This is a genomic window from Bacillus cereus group sp. BfR-BA-01382 (assembly GCF_022663475.1).
In the GTDB taxonomy this organism is placed as follows: domain Bacteria; phylum Bacillota; class Bacilli; order Bacillales; family Bacillaceae_G; genus Bacillus_A; species Bacillus_A thuringiensis_S.
Map to the genome: position 1 here is coordinate 15,369 of NZ_JAKUFQ010000037.1, position 16,179 is coordinate 31,547.

The window sequence follows — 16,179 nt, forward strand, 5'->3', positions numbered from 1 at the left end:
GCTTTTTTGCAGGTAGTAAAACTTCCCGAAAAAGCCCGATTGGTGAGGGCTGATTCAAGTTTCACTTTATACACCAAGTAATTCTTTTAGTTCGTCTGTTGATAGTTCAGTCATCCAGCTATCACTTGTGATGACCGCATTGTTTAGAGATTGTTTTCTTTCTAGCATTTCATCGATTTTTTCTTCTAATGTTCCTGTTGTAATGAGTTTGTGAACATGAACAAATCTTTTTTGACCAATGCGATATGCGCGGTCTGTTGCTTGATTTTCCACAGCTGGATTCCACCAACGATCGTAGTGAATGACATGGTTGGCAGCAGTTAAGTTTAATCCTGTTCCGCCAGCTTTTAAGGATAAGATGAAAATGTCATACGTTCCGTTTTGGAACTCCTCAATCATCTTGTCACGATCTTTTTTCGGTACACTACCGTTTAAGAAGAGGACACGCTGGCCAAATTGTTCTTCTAGCACACGTTTTAGCATGTTTCCCATGCCGATGTACTGAGTGAAGATGAGGCAACTTTCATTTTGATCTTTTATATTTTCGATGAGCTCCATTAACGTTTTTGTTTTCATAGAGCGTTCAACGACATTTTGTGGTTCTTCTTCTTTTAAATAAAGAGCAGGATGATTACAAATTTGTTTTAGCTTGTTCAACATAAGTAAGATAAAGCCGCGTCTTTCAATTCCGCTTAATCCTTCTACATTTTGCAGTGTATCTTGAACAAGTTGTTCATATAAGGAAGCTTGTTCACCAGTAAGAGGACAGTAAGCTTTTTGTTCTTGTTTATCTGGTAAATTTAATGCGACTGTTTGATCTTTCTTCGTTCGGCGCAGTAAAAATGGTGAGATAAACCGTTGGACTTGCTGGATTTTTCCTTCATCACGATCTTTTTCAATCGGTGTGACGAAGCGGCGTTGGAATTGTCCTAAGCTTCCGAGATATCCATGATTAATAAAGTCGAAAATGGACCAAAGTTCAGCGAGGCGATTTTCCATTGGTGTACCAGTTAAAGCGATTTTGTGATTTGCCTGCAAGTTTCGTACTGCTTTCGACTGTTTCGTATGTGGGTTCTTAATATTTTGTGCTTCATCCAAAATAACAGCATCCCAGCATAATGAAGTCAGTTCTTCCTCATCGAGTTGAGCCAATGCATAAGATGTTAATACAACATCTGCTGATTGAAGGAAATCTTCAAATGAATTGCCCTTCTCTCTATTACTTCCGTAATGTAATTGGACACATAAATTCGGTGCGAAACGCTCAAATTCTTTTTGCCAATTTCCAAGAACAGATGTCGGCGCTACGATTAATGCAGGGCCTGTTTTGAGATTGTTTTCTTTTATATATAGTAAGTAAGAGATTGTTTGAATACTTTTCCCGAGTCCCATATCGTCAGCTAGCAATGCTCCAAATCCAAGCTTTCGTAAATATAATAACCATTCAATACCATGTTGTTGATACGGACGAAGTGTTGCGTTTAGTGAAGTAGGGACATCTACCTTTGGAATATCTCCAATATGAAGCAGCTTTTGGAATAGTTCCTCATAATATCCATCTAGTTCGATTTCAATATCAGTAAACGGACTATCATCTTCTACAATTTCTGTTTCAGCCGTATTTGATAAATGTTGCTGCAGGACATCTTTCATCTCTAGTCCGTATTTATCGGCACGGTTCATGAGTTTCCTTACTTCTTCGATAAAGGCTGGATCTAGTCGCATCCATTGACCATTTATATTAAATAGACGTTTGTTTTGTTCAACGAGCTCGAAAAATTCGCTTTCTGATAAATCAATGCCGTTCGTCGAAATGCGCCAGTCAAAATTAACGAGCGTATTCATACCGAAGAACGATTGTGTTTGTGCTGTATTTTGCTTCAACTGGACACGTAATTTCGGTTTTGTTGCTTTTAAATTTTGCCACCATGATGGTAGTAAAATTGTAATGCCGGCTGCAAGTAATTCGTTGCTTGCATCTGTTAAGAAGTTCCAAGCTTCTGTTTCAAAGAGCTCATTTCGGAATGTATCTCCTTCTTTTAACCACGGTATGAGCTTACTAAAACCTTCTTGTGTTTCTGTAATCCGTTCTTCGTAATCGTGCCATCTTTTCGGTAAGGAATCGATGTTTTCATATACATATATGCGATGAGCCCCGCGCTTTGGTGTCACAATTGTTTCAAGCTTCCACATTTCAAATTCTTCTTGTGGTTCTTGTAGTCTTAGTCCGATTGTAAACGGAAGATCATCTTCAATATAACCGATTTTTCGAAGCCAATCTTCTTCATGTAGTGCTGTTTCCAATTGTCTTTTCGTAAAGTCGTAATGTTCATATAGCCTTTTAGCATCTTCCCAGCCGTCATTTGAGCGATTATCTTGTAATATGCTTTCATTAACTGCTGCTGAGAAAAGAGATGCTAATGTGTCATCTTCAATTGGTGTATTTTGAACTTTCCAAGATGGCTGTTTAGGCCAATGATTCATATCTGGTACGAAGCTACCACTCGTAAAGGCGTCCCATAATTCATTTGCATCTTTCGTAAGTGCTGTAATAGGTCCGTTTATTTGCATATGTGCAAAGGAATTCATCGGTTTGTTTGCAATGTATTCAAAGGCTTGTGCATTTGTTAGGAGCACACCTTGTTTTCCTTCGAAGGTTGCTTCTTTTAGAGAAGTACCGTAGAAAGAAGTGGAGTGCCATGTGAATGCATTTCGTTTCCAACTTGTTACGGATAATGGAGTACCGCTGTCATCTTCTCCCCAAAGGAACCAACCTTGACTAACATGCTGGAGCCTAATTGTTACTTCAGTTTGATTGATCATCGATTAATTTTCCTTTCCGTAATTCCTCTTGTAGTGCACGCAGACGTGAATGGAGATTGGCGATGTGAATAATGAAAGCATCCCATTCATCGGTGCGTTTTAATCGTTTATACAATGTACGTAATTTCTTTAAGTAACGAACTGCGCGTTTATATGATTTACGATTTCGTTCTTCAATCGCCTCTACAGCAGCAAGATGGTAAAGAGGAAGTGCCACTTCTGGCGCTTCTTTTTCAATATCTTTCAGTGGCTCTTTCAACAGCTCAATTGCTTCAAATCCATATAGGAGATGAAGCTCTGCCCATGTACGATACTGTTTTTTCGCGAGTACGTACTGTTCATAGTTTGTGAAACTATACGGTAATAGTTCTTGTAAGATCATTTCGAAACCAGCTTGTTCATTTGTATGTGTTGCATATGTTTCATACATGATTACAAATAGCCGAACGACATCTTTTATGAAAATCGTATTTTCGTGATCTTGAATCGTTTTCTTTACTTGTTTATACGTAAAGGAAAGCCAGTTTTTTGCACGATCCCAATGCATGGCACTTAATAGTTCTTCTAACCAATAGAAGTATAGACTCACAACAGAAGCAGGCTGTTTTTTTAGTAAGTCCATCGCTAGTAGATCTTCGTCATTTAAAAAGAGAAGATGAGAAGACGCTAACGCTTTAGATAGTGGATTGATTTTCGTATCGATTCGTTTTTCTTCTTCTTGTATTTTCTCTTTATTGTTTAAAAGTTCACTCCATATGTGACGATAAATGAAAAATCGCTCTTGCGTATAAGCGTCGGTAGAGAAGAATACTTCATGAACGAGACGAGCTGTTTCTTGTAAAATTATTTCAGACTCTGAAGGAATCGCTTCTGATTGTAAGTCCCGAACGATGGATTCCACTTTGTCTACAAATAGGCGAATGACATTAACAGGTTGGTGATAAGAATATGTTTTGTTTGCTTCGAATGCCTGAATTTCTTCTAATAATTTTTGAAAGCAGTAAAGTGCTGCGTGTAACCTGAATAATTCATGTATCGCAATGATACGCGGAGCTTTCCGCTCAAGTTTCGTATAGAAATCTGTAAAGATACTCATAAGAAAATACATTTGTTTATAAGTAAGCCGAGCTTGTTCTTTTTTAAATGAATCATATTCTTTTTCAAAATATGATTCCCAACTTTTATAGTCAGTTTCTTCAAAAGCTGATGATTGCAATACTTGTCTTGCAGTTCGAATAGGGGGAAGGGAAGGTTTCGTATTATTTTTAAATAAAGTTAATACATCTCCTACTTGCCCGAAACTAGACGCTGCAGATAGTAATACAGCGAGCATATGCTCACATTGTGTTGGTGCGAAGCAATCACAATAGCTTTCAGCGACGTTACGAATCGGAATATGAACGCTATATACGTTGCCTTCCGCATCTACAGTTCCTGATAGTGTATAACCATCAAAGTCAACGTTATAGACAACACCACTACGATATAGGTGCCGAGCTGTAGCGACATGTTCCTGATCAGCTGTTTGCTGTGGATCTAGTCCTTGAACGAACTCATTCGCAATCATCATAATTTCATCTTTCGTAATTGAGTGTTGCAGCATAATATTCCTCCGTACACATATTTCTTTCCTTTACCATTATAAACAAAAAATGCTCAAAACAGAAAAAATGAAATTTGGATTACATAACTTGAAAATCATGGTAATATATAAAATGTTAATTTCGTATATTACTATATATTTATAGGAGGGGAAATTGTGTCAGATTTACAAGCGAAGTTTGGTAATGGTATGAACAAGTTGCAAGAGGGAATTGAGCAAGGAAAGATGAAGTTGCAAGTTGCACAAGAGGTTGCACAACTAAAGAAAATTACGCAGGAGAAGTTACAAGCGAAAACTGAAATTTTGTTGGAGCTTGGTCAAACTACATATATGCAACTGCGCAATGATGAAGTTCGAATAGAGGTATTGAAAGGAATTGTAGAACCGGTACAAGAGCTTGATATTGCTATTTATAACATGCGTAAGCAAATTGCTAATTTGCAGAATCAAGGTCAGAAAGGGCAGTGTAGCTGTGGTGGCTCATTATCATTAAATGATAAATTTTGTGGACAGTGCGGGAAAGAAAATGAGTTACTCCTTCAAACAAACAATGTTGAAAATGAATCATGTTCTTCATGTAGTGAACAAATCGCAACAGAAGCTATATTCTGTCCAGTTTGTGGTATGAAGCAAAGTAAGGAGTGAGGAACATGTATTGTAAAACTTGTGGTTTAGAACAGTCTGATGTATCAAATTATTGTACGCATGATGGGTCTAGTACAGGTGGTGTAGCAAGTCATATTATATTAGCGCCTAAAGACTCAAAATATTGCCGAACTTGTGGAGTGGAAAGTAAAGAAACTGCTACATATTGTGAGAAATGCGGCGATTCCTTACTAGTAGGTATTACGAAAAAAGAAATGAAAACGAAATTACCAGACCAGGGTGTACAACTAAATGTGGGTTCATCTGGAATTGCTTTGAAAAAAGGCTTACTTGGTGGTGGTCTGGCAATTATATGCATGTTTTTGGCTGGCTGGATTAGTAGTTTAATTATCGATGCAGCGATGAATGATTTAATGAGAACGATGGTTACAAATACGAACGGTATGCTGGATATGACTACCATTAATCAATCTTTCATTGGCATAGCGCCATTAATTTTAATGTATCATTTAGTGGGTCTTGAAGTCAGTGGAAGTGGTACATACATAATGTCATTTATTCTTCATGTCCCATTGTTCATTTTATTAACTATTCCAGCACTTATATTAGGTGGAATTGGCTTTTTTGTAGAGAAAAAACCCCCGTCTATTGTTTGGCGTGAGAAGCTAGTAACAGCATGTATTATCGGTATTGTATATGGAATTTTTTTATGTGTTATAAGTTTTGTAGCAAGTTCTTCTACGACGATTTCTCAATTCTATGAAACAATGACAATTAATGTTAGTTATTCTCATATTATTAGTTTGTTGTACGGTATTATATTTGGTTTATTATTTAGCTTTATTGGCATGAGTATTGCAGCGGGACCACATCGTATGCTTTCCGCAATTAGTCAAAGTGTTCCATATGCAGCATCTATTTATTATAGTGTAGTGACTGTTTTAAAAGGATTAATCATTACATTTGGTATTATACTTATTACGATTTTATTTAGTAGTTCAAAATCAATGGGACCAATTGATTTCCCTGAGAAAACATATAAAGCATTAATTTCATTAGAAGCAACACCGTATATGTGGAATATGGCTCACTTTGCTCCAACTGCAATTGAATGGGCGAACATGGAGAAAGAAATACAGAACTATCCAGGAGGAAAAGGGCCGTTACATTTATCATATACATCAGGCATATCATTAAATGGTACGTCTTTAAAAGATGTGGCAATTGCTAATGGTGCTTCTGCTAAAGAAATTAAATATATGGATGAGTTCAATTCCTACATGCATTGGTGGGGTTTATTAATTTTAATACCATGTATCTTACTATTTAGAGCTGGAATGAAATTAGCTCAATATCCAATTAAAAATATATATGTAACGATTGCGATGTTTAGTGCGGTTTATACTGTGATGATGCTTTGTGTAAATGGATTAGCAAAAATCCAAATCGAAGCTTCAGGTAGTAAGGAAATTATGAAGGAATTTACGGGGATTTCTGGTCCGCTATTATCGATTCAAAGTAGCACGATGTATTTAATAGTAGGTAGCTTTATTCTTTCTTACGTATTAGTGTTTGCTGGGATGAAGTTGGTAAAAAAATAAGGGGGAGAATCGCTTGAAGTTTTGTGGAATATGTAATGAAAAAGTTGCAGACCATTTAAATTTTTGTCCAGAGTGTGGAAGTAAGATAGAAGAAATAGCTGATCAAACAGCTTCTTCTCGTTCAGAAATACAACGGGAAACAAAGCCGGTGAAAAGTAAGAAGAACATATTTTTACTGCTAGGTTTTCTTGTTATTTTTGCTATATTGTTCGGAGCATATAAATTTGGTGCAAGCAAGTTTTCAAAGGAAAAACAAGTAAACGTTATGATTGAGGCGTTTCAAAAGAAAGATGCGAATGCAATTGATGAGTTTGTAAAGGTAGATGATCCGAGCTTAAAGATTAAGGCAGAGGATATTAAGGCATATATCCGTTATTTAAAAGACAACCCTTCATATAATAAAGAGCTGCTGTCTTATTTACAAAGAGAGACAGTGGATCAAAAACTAGCAAGTGATAAAGCATCGTTTAAAGATGGACAAATTATAGAAGACGGAAAAGAATGGTTTTTATATCCGAAGTATAAATTTAGCATGAAATCGTATTATATGAATGTAAGTACAACTGCGAAGAATGCAGAAATATATGTGAATGATAAGAAAGAAGTAGAATTGTCTAATGACAAAACTTCAAAAGAAATTGGTCCATATTTTCCGGGTTCTTACGTTGTAAAGGCAAAAGCAAAGTCAGAGTTAACTGAGTTAGAAACAGAAAAAGAAGTAGATTTAGCAGATGAAAAAAGTGCGAAGATAGATGTAAATTTATCATTAGAAGGCAATTATGTAACAATTTCCTCTGATGAAAATGATGCAAATGTAGTTGTGAATGGTAAGAAGCGTGGGAAGTTAAGCCGCGGAAGTTATAAACTTGGTCCTGTACCAACAGATGAAACGGTAGAAGTGCATTTAGAGAAAAATGCTGAGTTTGGCTTAATTAAATCAGAAAGCGTTAAAGTTGGAGACCAAAGCACCTATTACTTAAAATTCCCGAAAGAAACATCAAGTTCAGCAGTGGGCGAATTTGTAAAAAATCATATTTATGATAACGTACGTGCAATTTCATTAAATGATTTTAGTTTAATTGAAAATAATTATGATAAGAGCGGGAAATCGTATAAGGAAGACCGTGATTATATACAGTATTTACACAAAAAAGGAATTACAGAAGACTTATTAACGATGGAAGTTCGTAATGTAGAGCGTCAAAGTGATACGAAATATAAAGTAACGACATATGAAGAGTATCATATTCGTTACGGTGATGGATCTGTGAAGTTCAAAAGTTTTAACAACGAACATATTGTAACTGTGAATGGAAATGGAAAGATGTTGTATCATTCTCTTGGTGCAAATAATACGTTGAAATCAGAAGATGTATCTGGTCCAACTCGTTAATATGAGAGAGGCTGTTCAATATTTGAACAGCCTCTTTTTGTAGCTAAATCGATATTTCGTGTCAAACCGTTGATATATCGTAAGTTATGATAGATATAATTGAAAAATCGTTGATATATTGCGATTTATGATAGATATATTCGGAAAATCGTTGATATCTTTTTTTACAATTATGAGTGCGTTTCCTTTAATATCGCTTGTACATATGGATCATGTAATATTTGCTCTATAATTGGTAACATGTTTTGTTCAAATGGAATGTCGATAGGAAATGGCTTTTGAGAGCCTGGTTTTATTCCATATTGCACAATTTTGTAATGTGTATTTTTTTCTGACTTGAGCACAATTAGCTTATAGCGATTATCATCGCCAGCGAGTGAGAAATCAATAGAAGTAGCGTTATATGTTACTTCATCTTTATATATGTACGGTTTTGGCGTACCAATCCAGTCTATTTTTGCTTGTACATTCATAGGCATAGCCTCCTTATATGTATTATAAATAAATAAAAGCCAGCTCTCAATAAAGAGAACCGGCTTGTAATTTAGCAGTCATTGGTTATTTTAAAATTTTCACTTTAACAGTTTTGCGGCCCCATTTTTGAGCAGCACTATCTGATCCAAGTAAGATATCGATACGGTTACCTTTAATTGCACCACCAGTATCTCCAGCGATAGCTTCTCCGTAACCTTCTACCCATACTTTAGATCCTAATGGGATTACTTTCGGGTCAACAGCAATCATTTTCATGTTTGGATTCGCAGTTAAATCATGACCCATTGCAGTTAATACACGGCCGCCATATGTGCCACCGTTTTCGCTCGGATGAGCTGTATATGCTGTAGCTACAACTGTTAACTCACGACCACCAGATGGTTCGCTAGTTTCAGCAGCTTTCACAGCAGGCTTAGCAGCTGGTTTTGCTTGTGCTGCAGGTGTTTGATCCTTAGCTGGTGCTTCAACTTTAGCTTTAGCAGGAGCAGTTGTTTCTTGTTTCTCAATTACAGGTGCTGTACCTGTTAAGAAAGGAACATGAACATAAGCTGTTTTCCCGTTATATTCAAATTGTAACCACTCATTTTGTACTTGGTTCGTTGTTTCGATTACATCGTCTTTCTTCAACTTTCCAAGAATTTCTGAGTTTGTGTTCGCTTCAGCACGTACGTTTAATACGTTAGCTGTTACGTAGTAGATGCTTTTTGTGAACTCTGCACTTACGAATGCGTCTTTACCGTCTAAAGTAACTTTTGACCATCCGTTCTCTGTATTTTGAACATCTATTTTATTACCGTTTAGTAATTTACCGACAACTTTTGATTCAGTAGTAGGGTTTTCGCGTACGTTTAGTACGTCTGTTGTTACAACAGTTTCTGCATTAGCAGATGATGTGAAAATCCCAAGACCAAAAACTGCTGCTGTTGCTATTCCAATTAATTTTTTCATGATAGCCTCCATTGCGTTTGTTTTCGTGTCCTCATTATAGCAACAGATTTTTTCGGATTTGGGGAAAACACACAATTACAAACCATTCGTAATCAGTCGTTAACATCCTGTAATATAACAAAAAATATAGGAAAGCGTTTTTCATTCTATATGACTCATAGGTTGCTGGTTATATTCAAAATATTTAATACAACATATTTTTTTCGACGTAAATAAAAATATTACAAGAATGTTACATGATGTTTACTAAACGATTACATTCCTTGAGTATTTTACCGTTTTATGGGTAATATAGTTATATAAACATAAACATTTTGTTTGTGAAGCTATAAACACGTGCTATATACTAGCAAAAAAACCGCATAATTGTTACAAAACGAAAGGGTTGCAAGGAAGAAATTCGCCCTTTTTTACATATGTAACACATCCTTTTTTAGGAAAATACATTCCTATCCGCGTTTTTCTCACACAATTTGACAGCAGTATTTCTAACTTGTAGCTCTTGCAGAGTGAAAAGGTTATACGAAAGGTAAGGCTGTCTATAAGAATTCGAATTGGTGAAGGTGAAAGTAAGAAAATCACCGCAAAATTATAGTTTTCTATCCGATTTTACATATCGGAATTTATGTTATTTACAAAAGCGAAACCTACGAAGGGGGATTTGATGAGGAAACTGACAAAAACATTCATCGTTTCATTAACATTATGTATTGCATTTACAATTTGGGGGATTATTCCCGAATCTATTATTGGAAAAGGTAGCTTAGGAAATGTAACAACTGCAATTCAAACTGCATTAGTTAGTAAGTTTGGGTGGTTTTATATTATTTCCGTTTCTATTATTTTAGGTGTGTCTATCTTTTTAATTGTTTCGAAATACGGTTCTATTCGTTTAGGTAAAGATGATGACGAACCTGATTATAGTTATATGACATGGTTTGCTATGCTATTTAGTGCTGGTATGGGTATCGGCTTAGTTTTCTGGGGCGTTGCTGAACCATTAAACCATTTGTACGCACCTCCGTTTGGAGAAGGTGCAACTGAGGAAAGTGCGCGCCTTGCATTGCGTTTTTCATTTTTCCATTGGGGATTACATCCTTGGGGACTATATGCGTTTGTAGCGTTATGTATTGCTTATTTTACCTTTAGAAAAGGAAAAGCAAGTACGATTAGTGCGACGGTAGGTCCGTTATTTAAGGGTGGGGAACACGGACGTATTGCTCATTCATTTGATGTGTTAGCTGTTTTCGCAACTGTGTTTGGTGTTGCAACTTCATTAGGTCTCGGTGCAAAACAAATTGCAGGTGGTGTTAGCTATTTAACATCTATTCCGAATTCATTAACGACACAGTTAGTTATTATTGCAATCGTAACAGTTCTTTTCATGTTATCTGCACAAACAGGTCTTGATAAAGGAATTAAATATTTAAGTAATACGAACATTATTTTTGCATTTGCACTTATGATCATTGTATTATTTGCAGGTCCAACAAACTTTATTATGAATTACTTCACTTCAACAATAGGTTCTTATATTCAGGAATTGCCAAGTATGAGTTTCCGTTTAAGTCCATTGGATGAAGGCGGAAATCAATGGATTCAGTCATGGACAATTTTCTATTGGGCATGGTGGATTGCGTGGTCACCGTTCGTAGGTACGTTTATTGCTCGTGTTTCACGAGGTCGTACAATTCGTGAGTTTGTTATCGGTGTGTTACTTGTACCGACCGTAATCGGTGCGCTTTGGTTCTCCGTTTTCGGCGGGACTGGTATTCACATGGAGCTGTTTGGTGATGCACATATCTTTGAAAAAATTAAAGAGATGGGAACAGAAGTAGGATTGTTTGCTATGTTCGATCAGATGGGAAGCTTTGGATCAGCTTTATCTGTTTTAGCGATTCTTCTTATTTCTACATTCTTTATTACATCGGCAGACTCTGCAACATTTGTTTTAGGAATGTTAACGACACATGGTAGTTTAAACCCACCAAATCGTATTAAAATGATTTGGGGTATCGTTCTAGCCGCGATAGCTTCTACCTTATTATATATTGGCGGATTAGAAGCCTTACAAACGGCAGCTATCATTGCAGCATTCCCATTCGTCTTTGTTATTTTCTTTATGATGGCAGCATTATTTAAAGAGTTACAAAAAGAAGGACGTATGAAGCGTCATTAATAATAGAAGGAAAAGAGCTGATTTTATATCAGCTCTTTTTTTATCCCTCTATTTGCTGAGCAGTAAGAACCCCACCTCAAAATTCAGCAAAAGCAAATAAATCGAGCTGCTTGTAAAAGCCCGATTGGTGATGGCTAATGAAAGTTTCACTTTATATAGAAGGAATTTGAAATGCGGGTAGGGGAAATAAAATACTTTACTATATAAGTAGTATGCCCTTTATATGAAGAAAAAACGATAGGTTTCGACAATATTCGATACCTTACGAATTCTATTCGTATTTTTGTCAAAAATATGTCGGAAATGTGTTGTCACTTTTATGTATATGTGCTATATTATTTCCTGTAAGCGATTTCAAATAGTTTTAAAGCGCATTCAAGGGGGACATCTAGAATAATGAAACGTTACGAAAGAAAGTGGAAGCATATTTGTTTGAAACGTGTGGCACATCGTAGTGTCCAAGAAAGCACGGAACCTAAGACTGAAACGCGCAAAGAACAGCAAGAGAAGCAATTGGTTCTACAAAAATAGCAATCACTTTTTCGTATATAAATGAAGGTCGATCGTTCGTTGGGGGATGGACGTGAAATTACTTTCAGCTAAGGGGTATTGTCTGATATATAATTTATACGGCAATAAATAAGCACAGAGCATACGGCGCTCTGTGCTTATTTTTATTTATCTTTTTTAAATCGAACTGTCTTATCCCAGCCGATGACTTGTTTCTTGCTCTTTGCACGTAAATATAAGATTAAGCTGCGAATAAATAAGTACGTAAAGAGCTGTGCATACGTAAAGTACATAATAACGCTAATAAAAATATTAGTCGGTGTAAAGGTTCGTTCGACACTCTGGGCACTAAATAATTGTGAAACATATGTAATATATGCTACATACCACATAAATAGTAGCGGAATGCTATATTGAATTTGGAATATCCCGAGTAGCCCAATTACAAACCAAACGTTTGAAATGATTAGGAATAGCCAAAATACAACATACACTAGAACTTGTTGTAAGGAATGAACGAGCAGTTTTCCTTTAAAGAAACTTAATGACGAGAACATTTTTTCTAAAATGTATAAATTTCCTTGGAGCCAACGTGTACGTTGTTTAATAAGAATTTTTAAATGCTCTGGTTCTTGTTCCCAAGTAACTGATTCTGGGACGATTGGTAAGAGATAACCTTTTTGTGTAATTCGTAATGTTAATTCAGCATCTTCTGCAATTGCATAAGGGTCATAGCCACCAAGCTCTTCTAGTGCAGAGCGACGAAGAAGCATGTTTGTTCCTGTCAGTGAACCCGTTTGGAATAGTAACCAGCGTCCAGATTGCATAAGGAGCTGGAAGATTTGAAATTCTAGCGAAATCATTCGCGTCAGCCAGTTTCTTTTTTCATTTACAGTACGAACGTGTCCAACTGCTCCAACCGCATCTTCAGTTGTTTCAGCGTGCTCTACAAGCATTCGCAGTGCGTGTGGTTCAGGTTGGTTATCTGCATCGTAAACACAGAAGTATTCACCATCTGAAATACTAAGCCCATAGTTTAGTACACGTGATTTACCCTTCGGTTCACCGGAGGGAACACGAATGTGGCGAATATGAGCATAAGCTTTGTCGAAATCATCGCCGATTTCAGGTGTTTCATCTTGAGAGTTATCATTTAATAAATAAATAGTTAGCTTTCCTGGATATTCAATCTTCGCCATCGCCTCTAAAGTATCTTTAATAACGACCCCTTCATTATGGGCAGGTATGAAAATATCGACGCTAGGATAATGTTCTAGTGTACGATCTTTTCGTTTGCTATTTCGGTGAATTAAACCCGCGATTGTTAAGAAAGAGTAGTAAACGAGTAAGCCAGAGAATAGAAAGGCCGTAAAAATAAGTACATATTTAATTGAAAATGTGATACTGATCCAAAAAACGAGTACGCAAAACAGAAGAAATAAAAGAAGTATAACGAGAGTCATCATAACAATGTCTGTCCTTTGTTTCCAATTTGCTCGCGTGAAATTTTTATATCTTGGATTGCTTCAGCTGCAAGCCATTTTTCTAATTTTGGCTGTAGACGGTTCATTACTATATCTGCACCAGCCTCATTTGTGTTCTGTAATAAAATAACTAATGTACTCTCATCATATTCAGCAGCAAGGTCAAAATCATTCCTTACCGTTTCAACTAATAAGGAAGCTACACGATCCATAACACTTTCCTTCGTATATTTACTAAAGGAAGTGAAATCAAAGTAAACGATAACGCCTGTTTCATTACGACGATTCATTGCAGTCGTTAATAACGCTTGACGTCTCTCGAATTCTTGTCTAGTTAATAATTTTGATTCTCCAATATATTGTTCCAACGTTCTCACACGCTCAGTTAAAGTTTTATTTTCATGAATCACTTTTTTCAATAGGTGAGTTGTTATATATACAATGAAGAAGTTAGCTACCATCAGGAAGTGGGTAATCATATATTGCCATTGATCTGATGTACTCCATAAATGAAGCCATGCTTGATAAAATAAATAAAATACGGAAATAATGGTTCCTAGTATGAAGAAAATAAATGCTGTTTTATCAGCTAAAAATAAGAATAGTACATTTACGATTACGTATATTATTGTAAAAATGAGCGCATGCTCATAATTCGTCACATGTACAGTAGTAAAATAAAATACAATTTGTAGAATCCACATAGAGAGGATTTTATAGAACTTATCTTTCACAAAACTTTCCTCCTTAAAGCTATTTCATCCATAGATACTTGTAGTATGCGCAATTATTAAGAAATTGACTATGTCGTTAAATTCTTTTGAAGGGCAACAACAAGTAGTATCTCTATTTTCATAAGAAAAATAAAAAGACTTAAACATTATTGTATCATAATGTCCTCATATTTGGGGTAAGGTGATTGATAGATACATAAAAGGCGTTTGGAGTGCATGAAAAAAGTCTTCTCTTGGAGAAAGAGAAGACTCTATATAAGTTTATAGGAACATCATACCTGCAACTGCTGCATTTAAGAAGTTAGCTAATGTACCAGCGATAACTGCTTTAATCCCTAATTGTGCAATTTGTTTACGGCGAGTAGGAGCTAGCGTTCCTGTTACACCTAATTGAATTGCAATAGAAGAGAAGTTTGCGAATCCACAGATTGCGAATGTTAAAATTAGATTTGTTTTGTCAGAGAACTCTGCCATATGTGGTCCTAAGTTTGCGTATGCAACGAATTCGTTGATTGCAAGTTTTTGACCGATAAAGCTTGCTGCTTGTACAGCTTCACCTGGAGAAACCCCGATTAAGATTGCAAATGGTGATAATAAGTAACCGAAGATTAAATCAAGGCTAAGTTTAATATGGAATAAAGACCCAACTAATCCTAATAGACCATTTAATAAAGCGATTAATGCAATGAAAGCCATTAACATTGCTGCTACGTTAATAACAAGTTGCATACCTTCAGATGCACCACGTGCAGCTGCGTCGATAACGTTTGCGTCTTCACGTTCTGTAGAAAGTTCAACGTTATTATCTACTTTTTCTGTCTCTGGCATGATTAGTTTCGCAATTAATAAGCTTGATGGAGCTGCCATAATTGCAGCTGCTAATAAGTGCTCTAACGGAATACCCATTGCTGCATAGCCGACAAGAACTGATCCGGCAACAGCTGTCATACCGCTTACCATAATAGTGAAGAATTCACTATTTGTTAAGCGTGCTAAGTAAGGTTTAATTAAGATTGGAGCTTCAGTTTGTCCTAAAAATACAGTCGTTACTGAGTTTAAGCTTTCTGCTTTAGAAGTTCCAAGAAGTTTACTTAATGCACCACCAACGACGCTAACAAATTTCTGCATAATACCGAAATGATATAAGATTGCTACTAATGAACTAATAAATACGATTGGAAGTAGTGCTTGAATAAAGAATACAAATCCCCAAGGTCCTTTTGCGTTGACTAAATCCCCAGCAACGAACTTAATTCCCTCGTAAGAAAAATTAATTAATCCTTGAACACCGTCAGCAGCGTGTTTTAAACCTGCTTTACCAGCATCCCATCGTAATACGATAAATGAAAATGACATTTGTAATGCTAGCGCAATTAAAATTGTGCGCCAATTAATAGCTTTGCGGTTGGAAGATAGTAAGAAAGCAATTGCTAATACTCCAATCACGCCGCCAATTCCCCATAAAAGATTCATGCAGTTATGCTCCTTCCTCATAGTAAAAACAGTGTATAAACCAGTTGTCTATACATTTACGAATATAACATCTTAAGTAACTTATCATAATGGACATCGGAGGTCAAACGTCTAATGAAAAGTTTAAATAAAAAGAAAATTCTTCAAAAAAACACATATAAAATAAATAGACATGAAATAGGTTATGTTTTTTATGAAAATATATACATTATGATAACGTTATGCATTGTTTTTGCAGAATAAAGTGTATGAAATAGAAGAATGGATACATTATTTTTGTAGAGAGAAACTAGGGGAAAGGGAGTAATGTGTTGAACTCGTAACAAAAAA

11 protein-coding genes are annotated in these 16,179 nt (G+C 36.0%); 4 read left to right on the top strand and 7 right to left on the bottom strand.

The genetic code is table 11. The features are described from left to right. Positions 1-66: 66 nt before the first annotated feature. Complete coding sequence (locus MR160_RS16405; protein ID WP_081143943.1) at positions 67-2,823, bottom strand: DEAD/DEAH box helicase; 2,757 nt, start codon at positions 2,821-2,823, stop codon at positions 67-69. After that, a complete protein-coding gene (locus MR160_RS16410; protein WP_000939128.1) occupies positions 2,807-4,426 on the bottom strand; it encodes an SWIM zinc finger family protein in 1,620 nt (539 codons plus the stop codon). Before MR160_RS16410 ends, MR160_RS16405 begins: the two co-directional genes overlap by 17 nt. A 156-nt stretch (positions 4,427-4,582) precedes the next feature. Here MR160_RS16410 and MR160_RS16415 point away from each other — a divergent pair, with 156 nt between their 5' ends. The 3 genes from MR160_RS16415 to MR160_RS16425 are packed head-to-tail and all read left to right on the top strand — an operon-like array spanning position 4,583 to position 8,026. Then, a complete protein-coding gene (locus tag MR160_RS16415; protein WP_001281736.1) occupies positions 4,583-5,071 on the top strand; it encodes a zinc ribbon domain-containing protein in 489 nt (162 codons plus the stop codon). A gap of 5 nt (positions 5,072-5,076) precedes the next feature. Continuing rightward, complete coding sequence (locus MR160_RS16420; RefSeq protein WP_242297731.1) at positions 5,077-6,633, top strand: hypothetical protein; 1,557 nt, start codon at positions 5,077-5,079, stop codon at positions 6,631-6,633. Positions 6,634-6,646: 13 nt separating this feature from the next. Next, on the top strand, positions 6,647-8,026 hold the full coding sequence (locus MR160_RS16425; protein WP_150158327.1) for a zinc ribbon domain-containing protein: 1,380 nt from the start codon (positions 6,647-6,649) through the stop codon (positions 8,024-8,026). A 170-nt stretch (positions 8,027-8,196) separates the two neighbouring features. On the opposite strand, the gene MR160_RS16430 is transcribed toward MR160_RS16425, so the two are convergent. Both MR160_RS16430 and MR160_RS16435 read right to left on the bottom strand, forming a co-directional pair. Next, positions 8,197-8,499 carry a DUF3910 family protein gene (locus MR160_RS16430; RefSeq protein ID WP_001102514.1) on the bottom strand — a complete coding sequence of 101 codons (303 nt, stop codon included), beginning with the start codon at positions 8,497-8,499 and terminating at the stop codon, positions 8,197-8,199. Positions 8,500-8,584: 85 nt separating this feature from the next. Then, a complete protein-coding gene (locus tag MR160_RS16435; RefSeq protein WP_086389724.1) occupies positions 8,585-9,469 on the bottom strand; it encodes a cell wall-binding protein EntA in 885 nt (294 codons plus the stop codon). 664 nt (positions 9,470-10,133) lie between these two features. Between MR160_RS16435 and opuD the strand changes: the two genes are divergently transcribed. Then, on the top strand, positions 10,134-11,648 hold the full coding sequence (gene opuD / locus MR160_RS16440) for a glycine betaine transporter OpuD (protein WP_001230116.1): 1,515 nt from the start codon (positions 10,134-10,136) through the stop codon (positions 11,646-11,648). A 674-nt stretch (positions 11,649-12,322) separates the two neighbouring features. Here the strand turns inward: opuD and MR160_RS16445 are convergent. The 3 genes from MR160_RS16445 to MR160_RS16455 form a co-directional block, all read right to left on the bottom strand. After that, positions 12,323-13,624 carry a glycosyltransferase family 2 protein gene (locus MR160_RS16445; protein ID WP_000988755.1) on the bottom strand — a complete coding sequence of 434 codons (1,302 nt, stop codon included), beginning with the start codon at positions 13,622-13,624 and terminating at the stop codon, positions 12,323-12,325. Continuing rightward, positions 13,621-14,376 (bottom strand): nucleotidyl cyclase domain-containing protein, encoded by a 756-nt coding sequence (locus tag MR160_RS16450; RefSeq protein ID WP_000653230.1) that lies wholly within the window; start codon positions 14,374-14,376, stop codon positions 13,621-13,623. The genes MR160_RS16445 and MR160_RS16450 overlap by 4 nt, the downstream gene beginning before the upstream one ends. 261 nt (positions 14,377-14,637) lie before the next feature. After that, entirely contained in the window at positions 14,638-15,849 is a 1,212-nt protein-coding gene (locus MR160_RS16455) for a NupC/NupG family nucleoside CNT transporter (protein ID WP_001051018.1), read from the bottom strand. Positions 15,850-16,179: the final 330 nt, after the last annotated feature.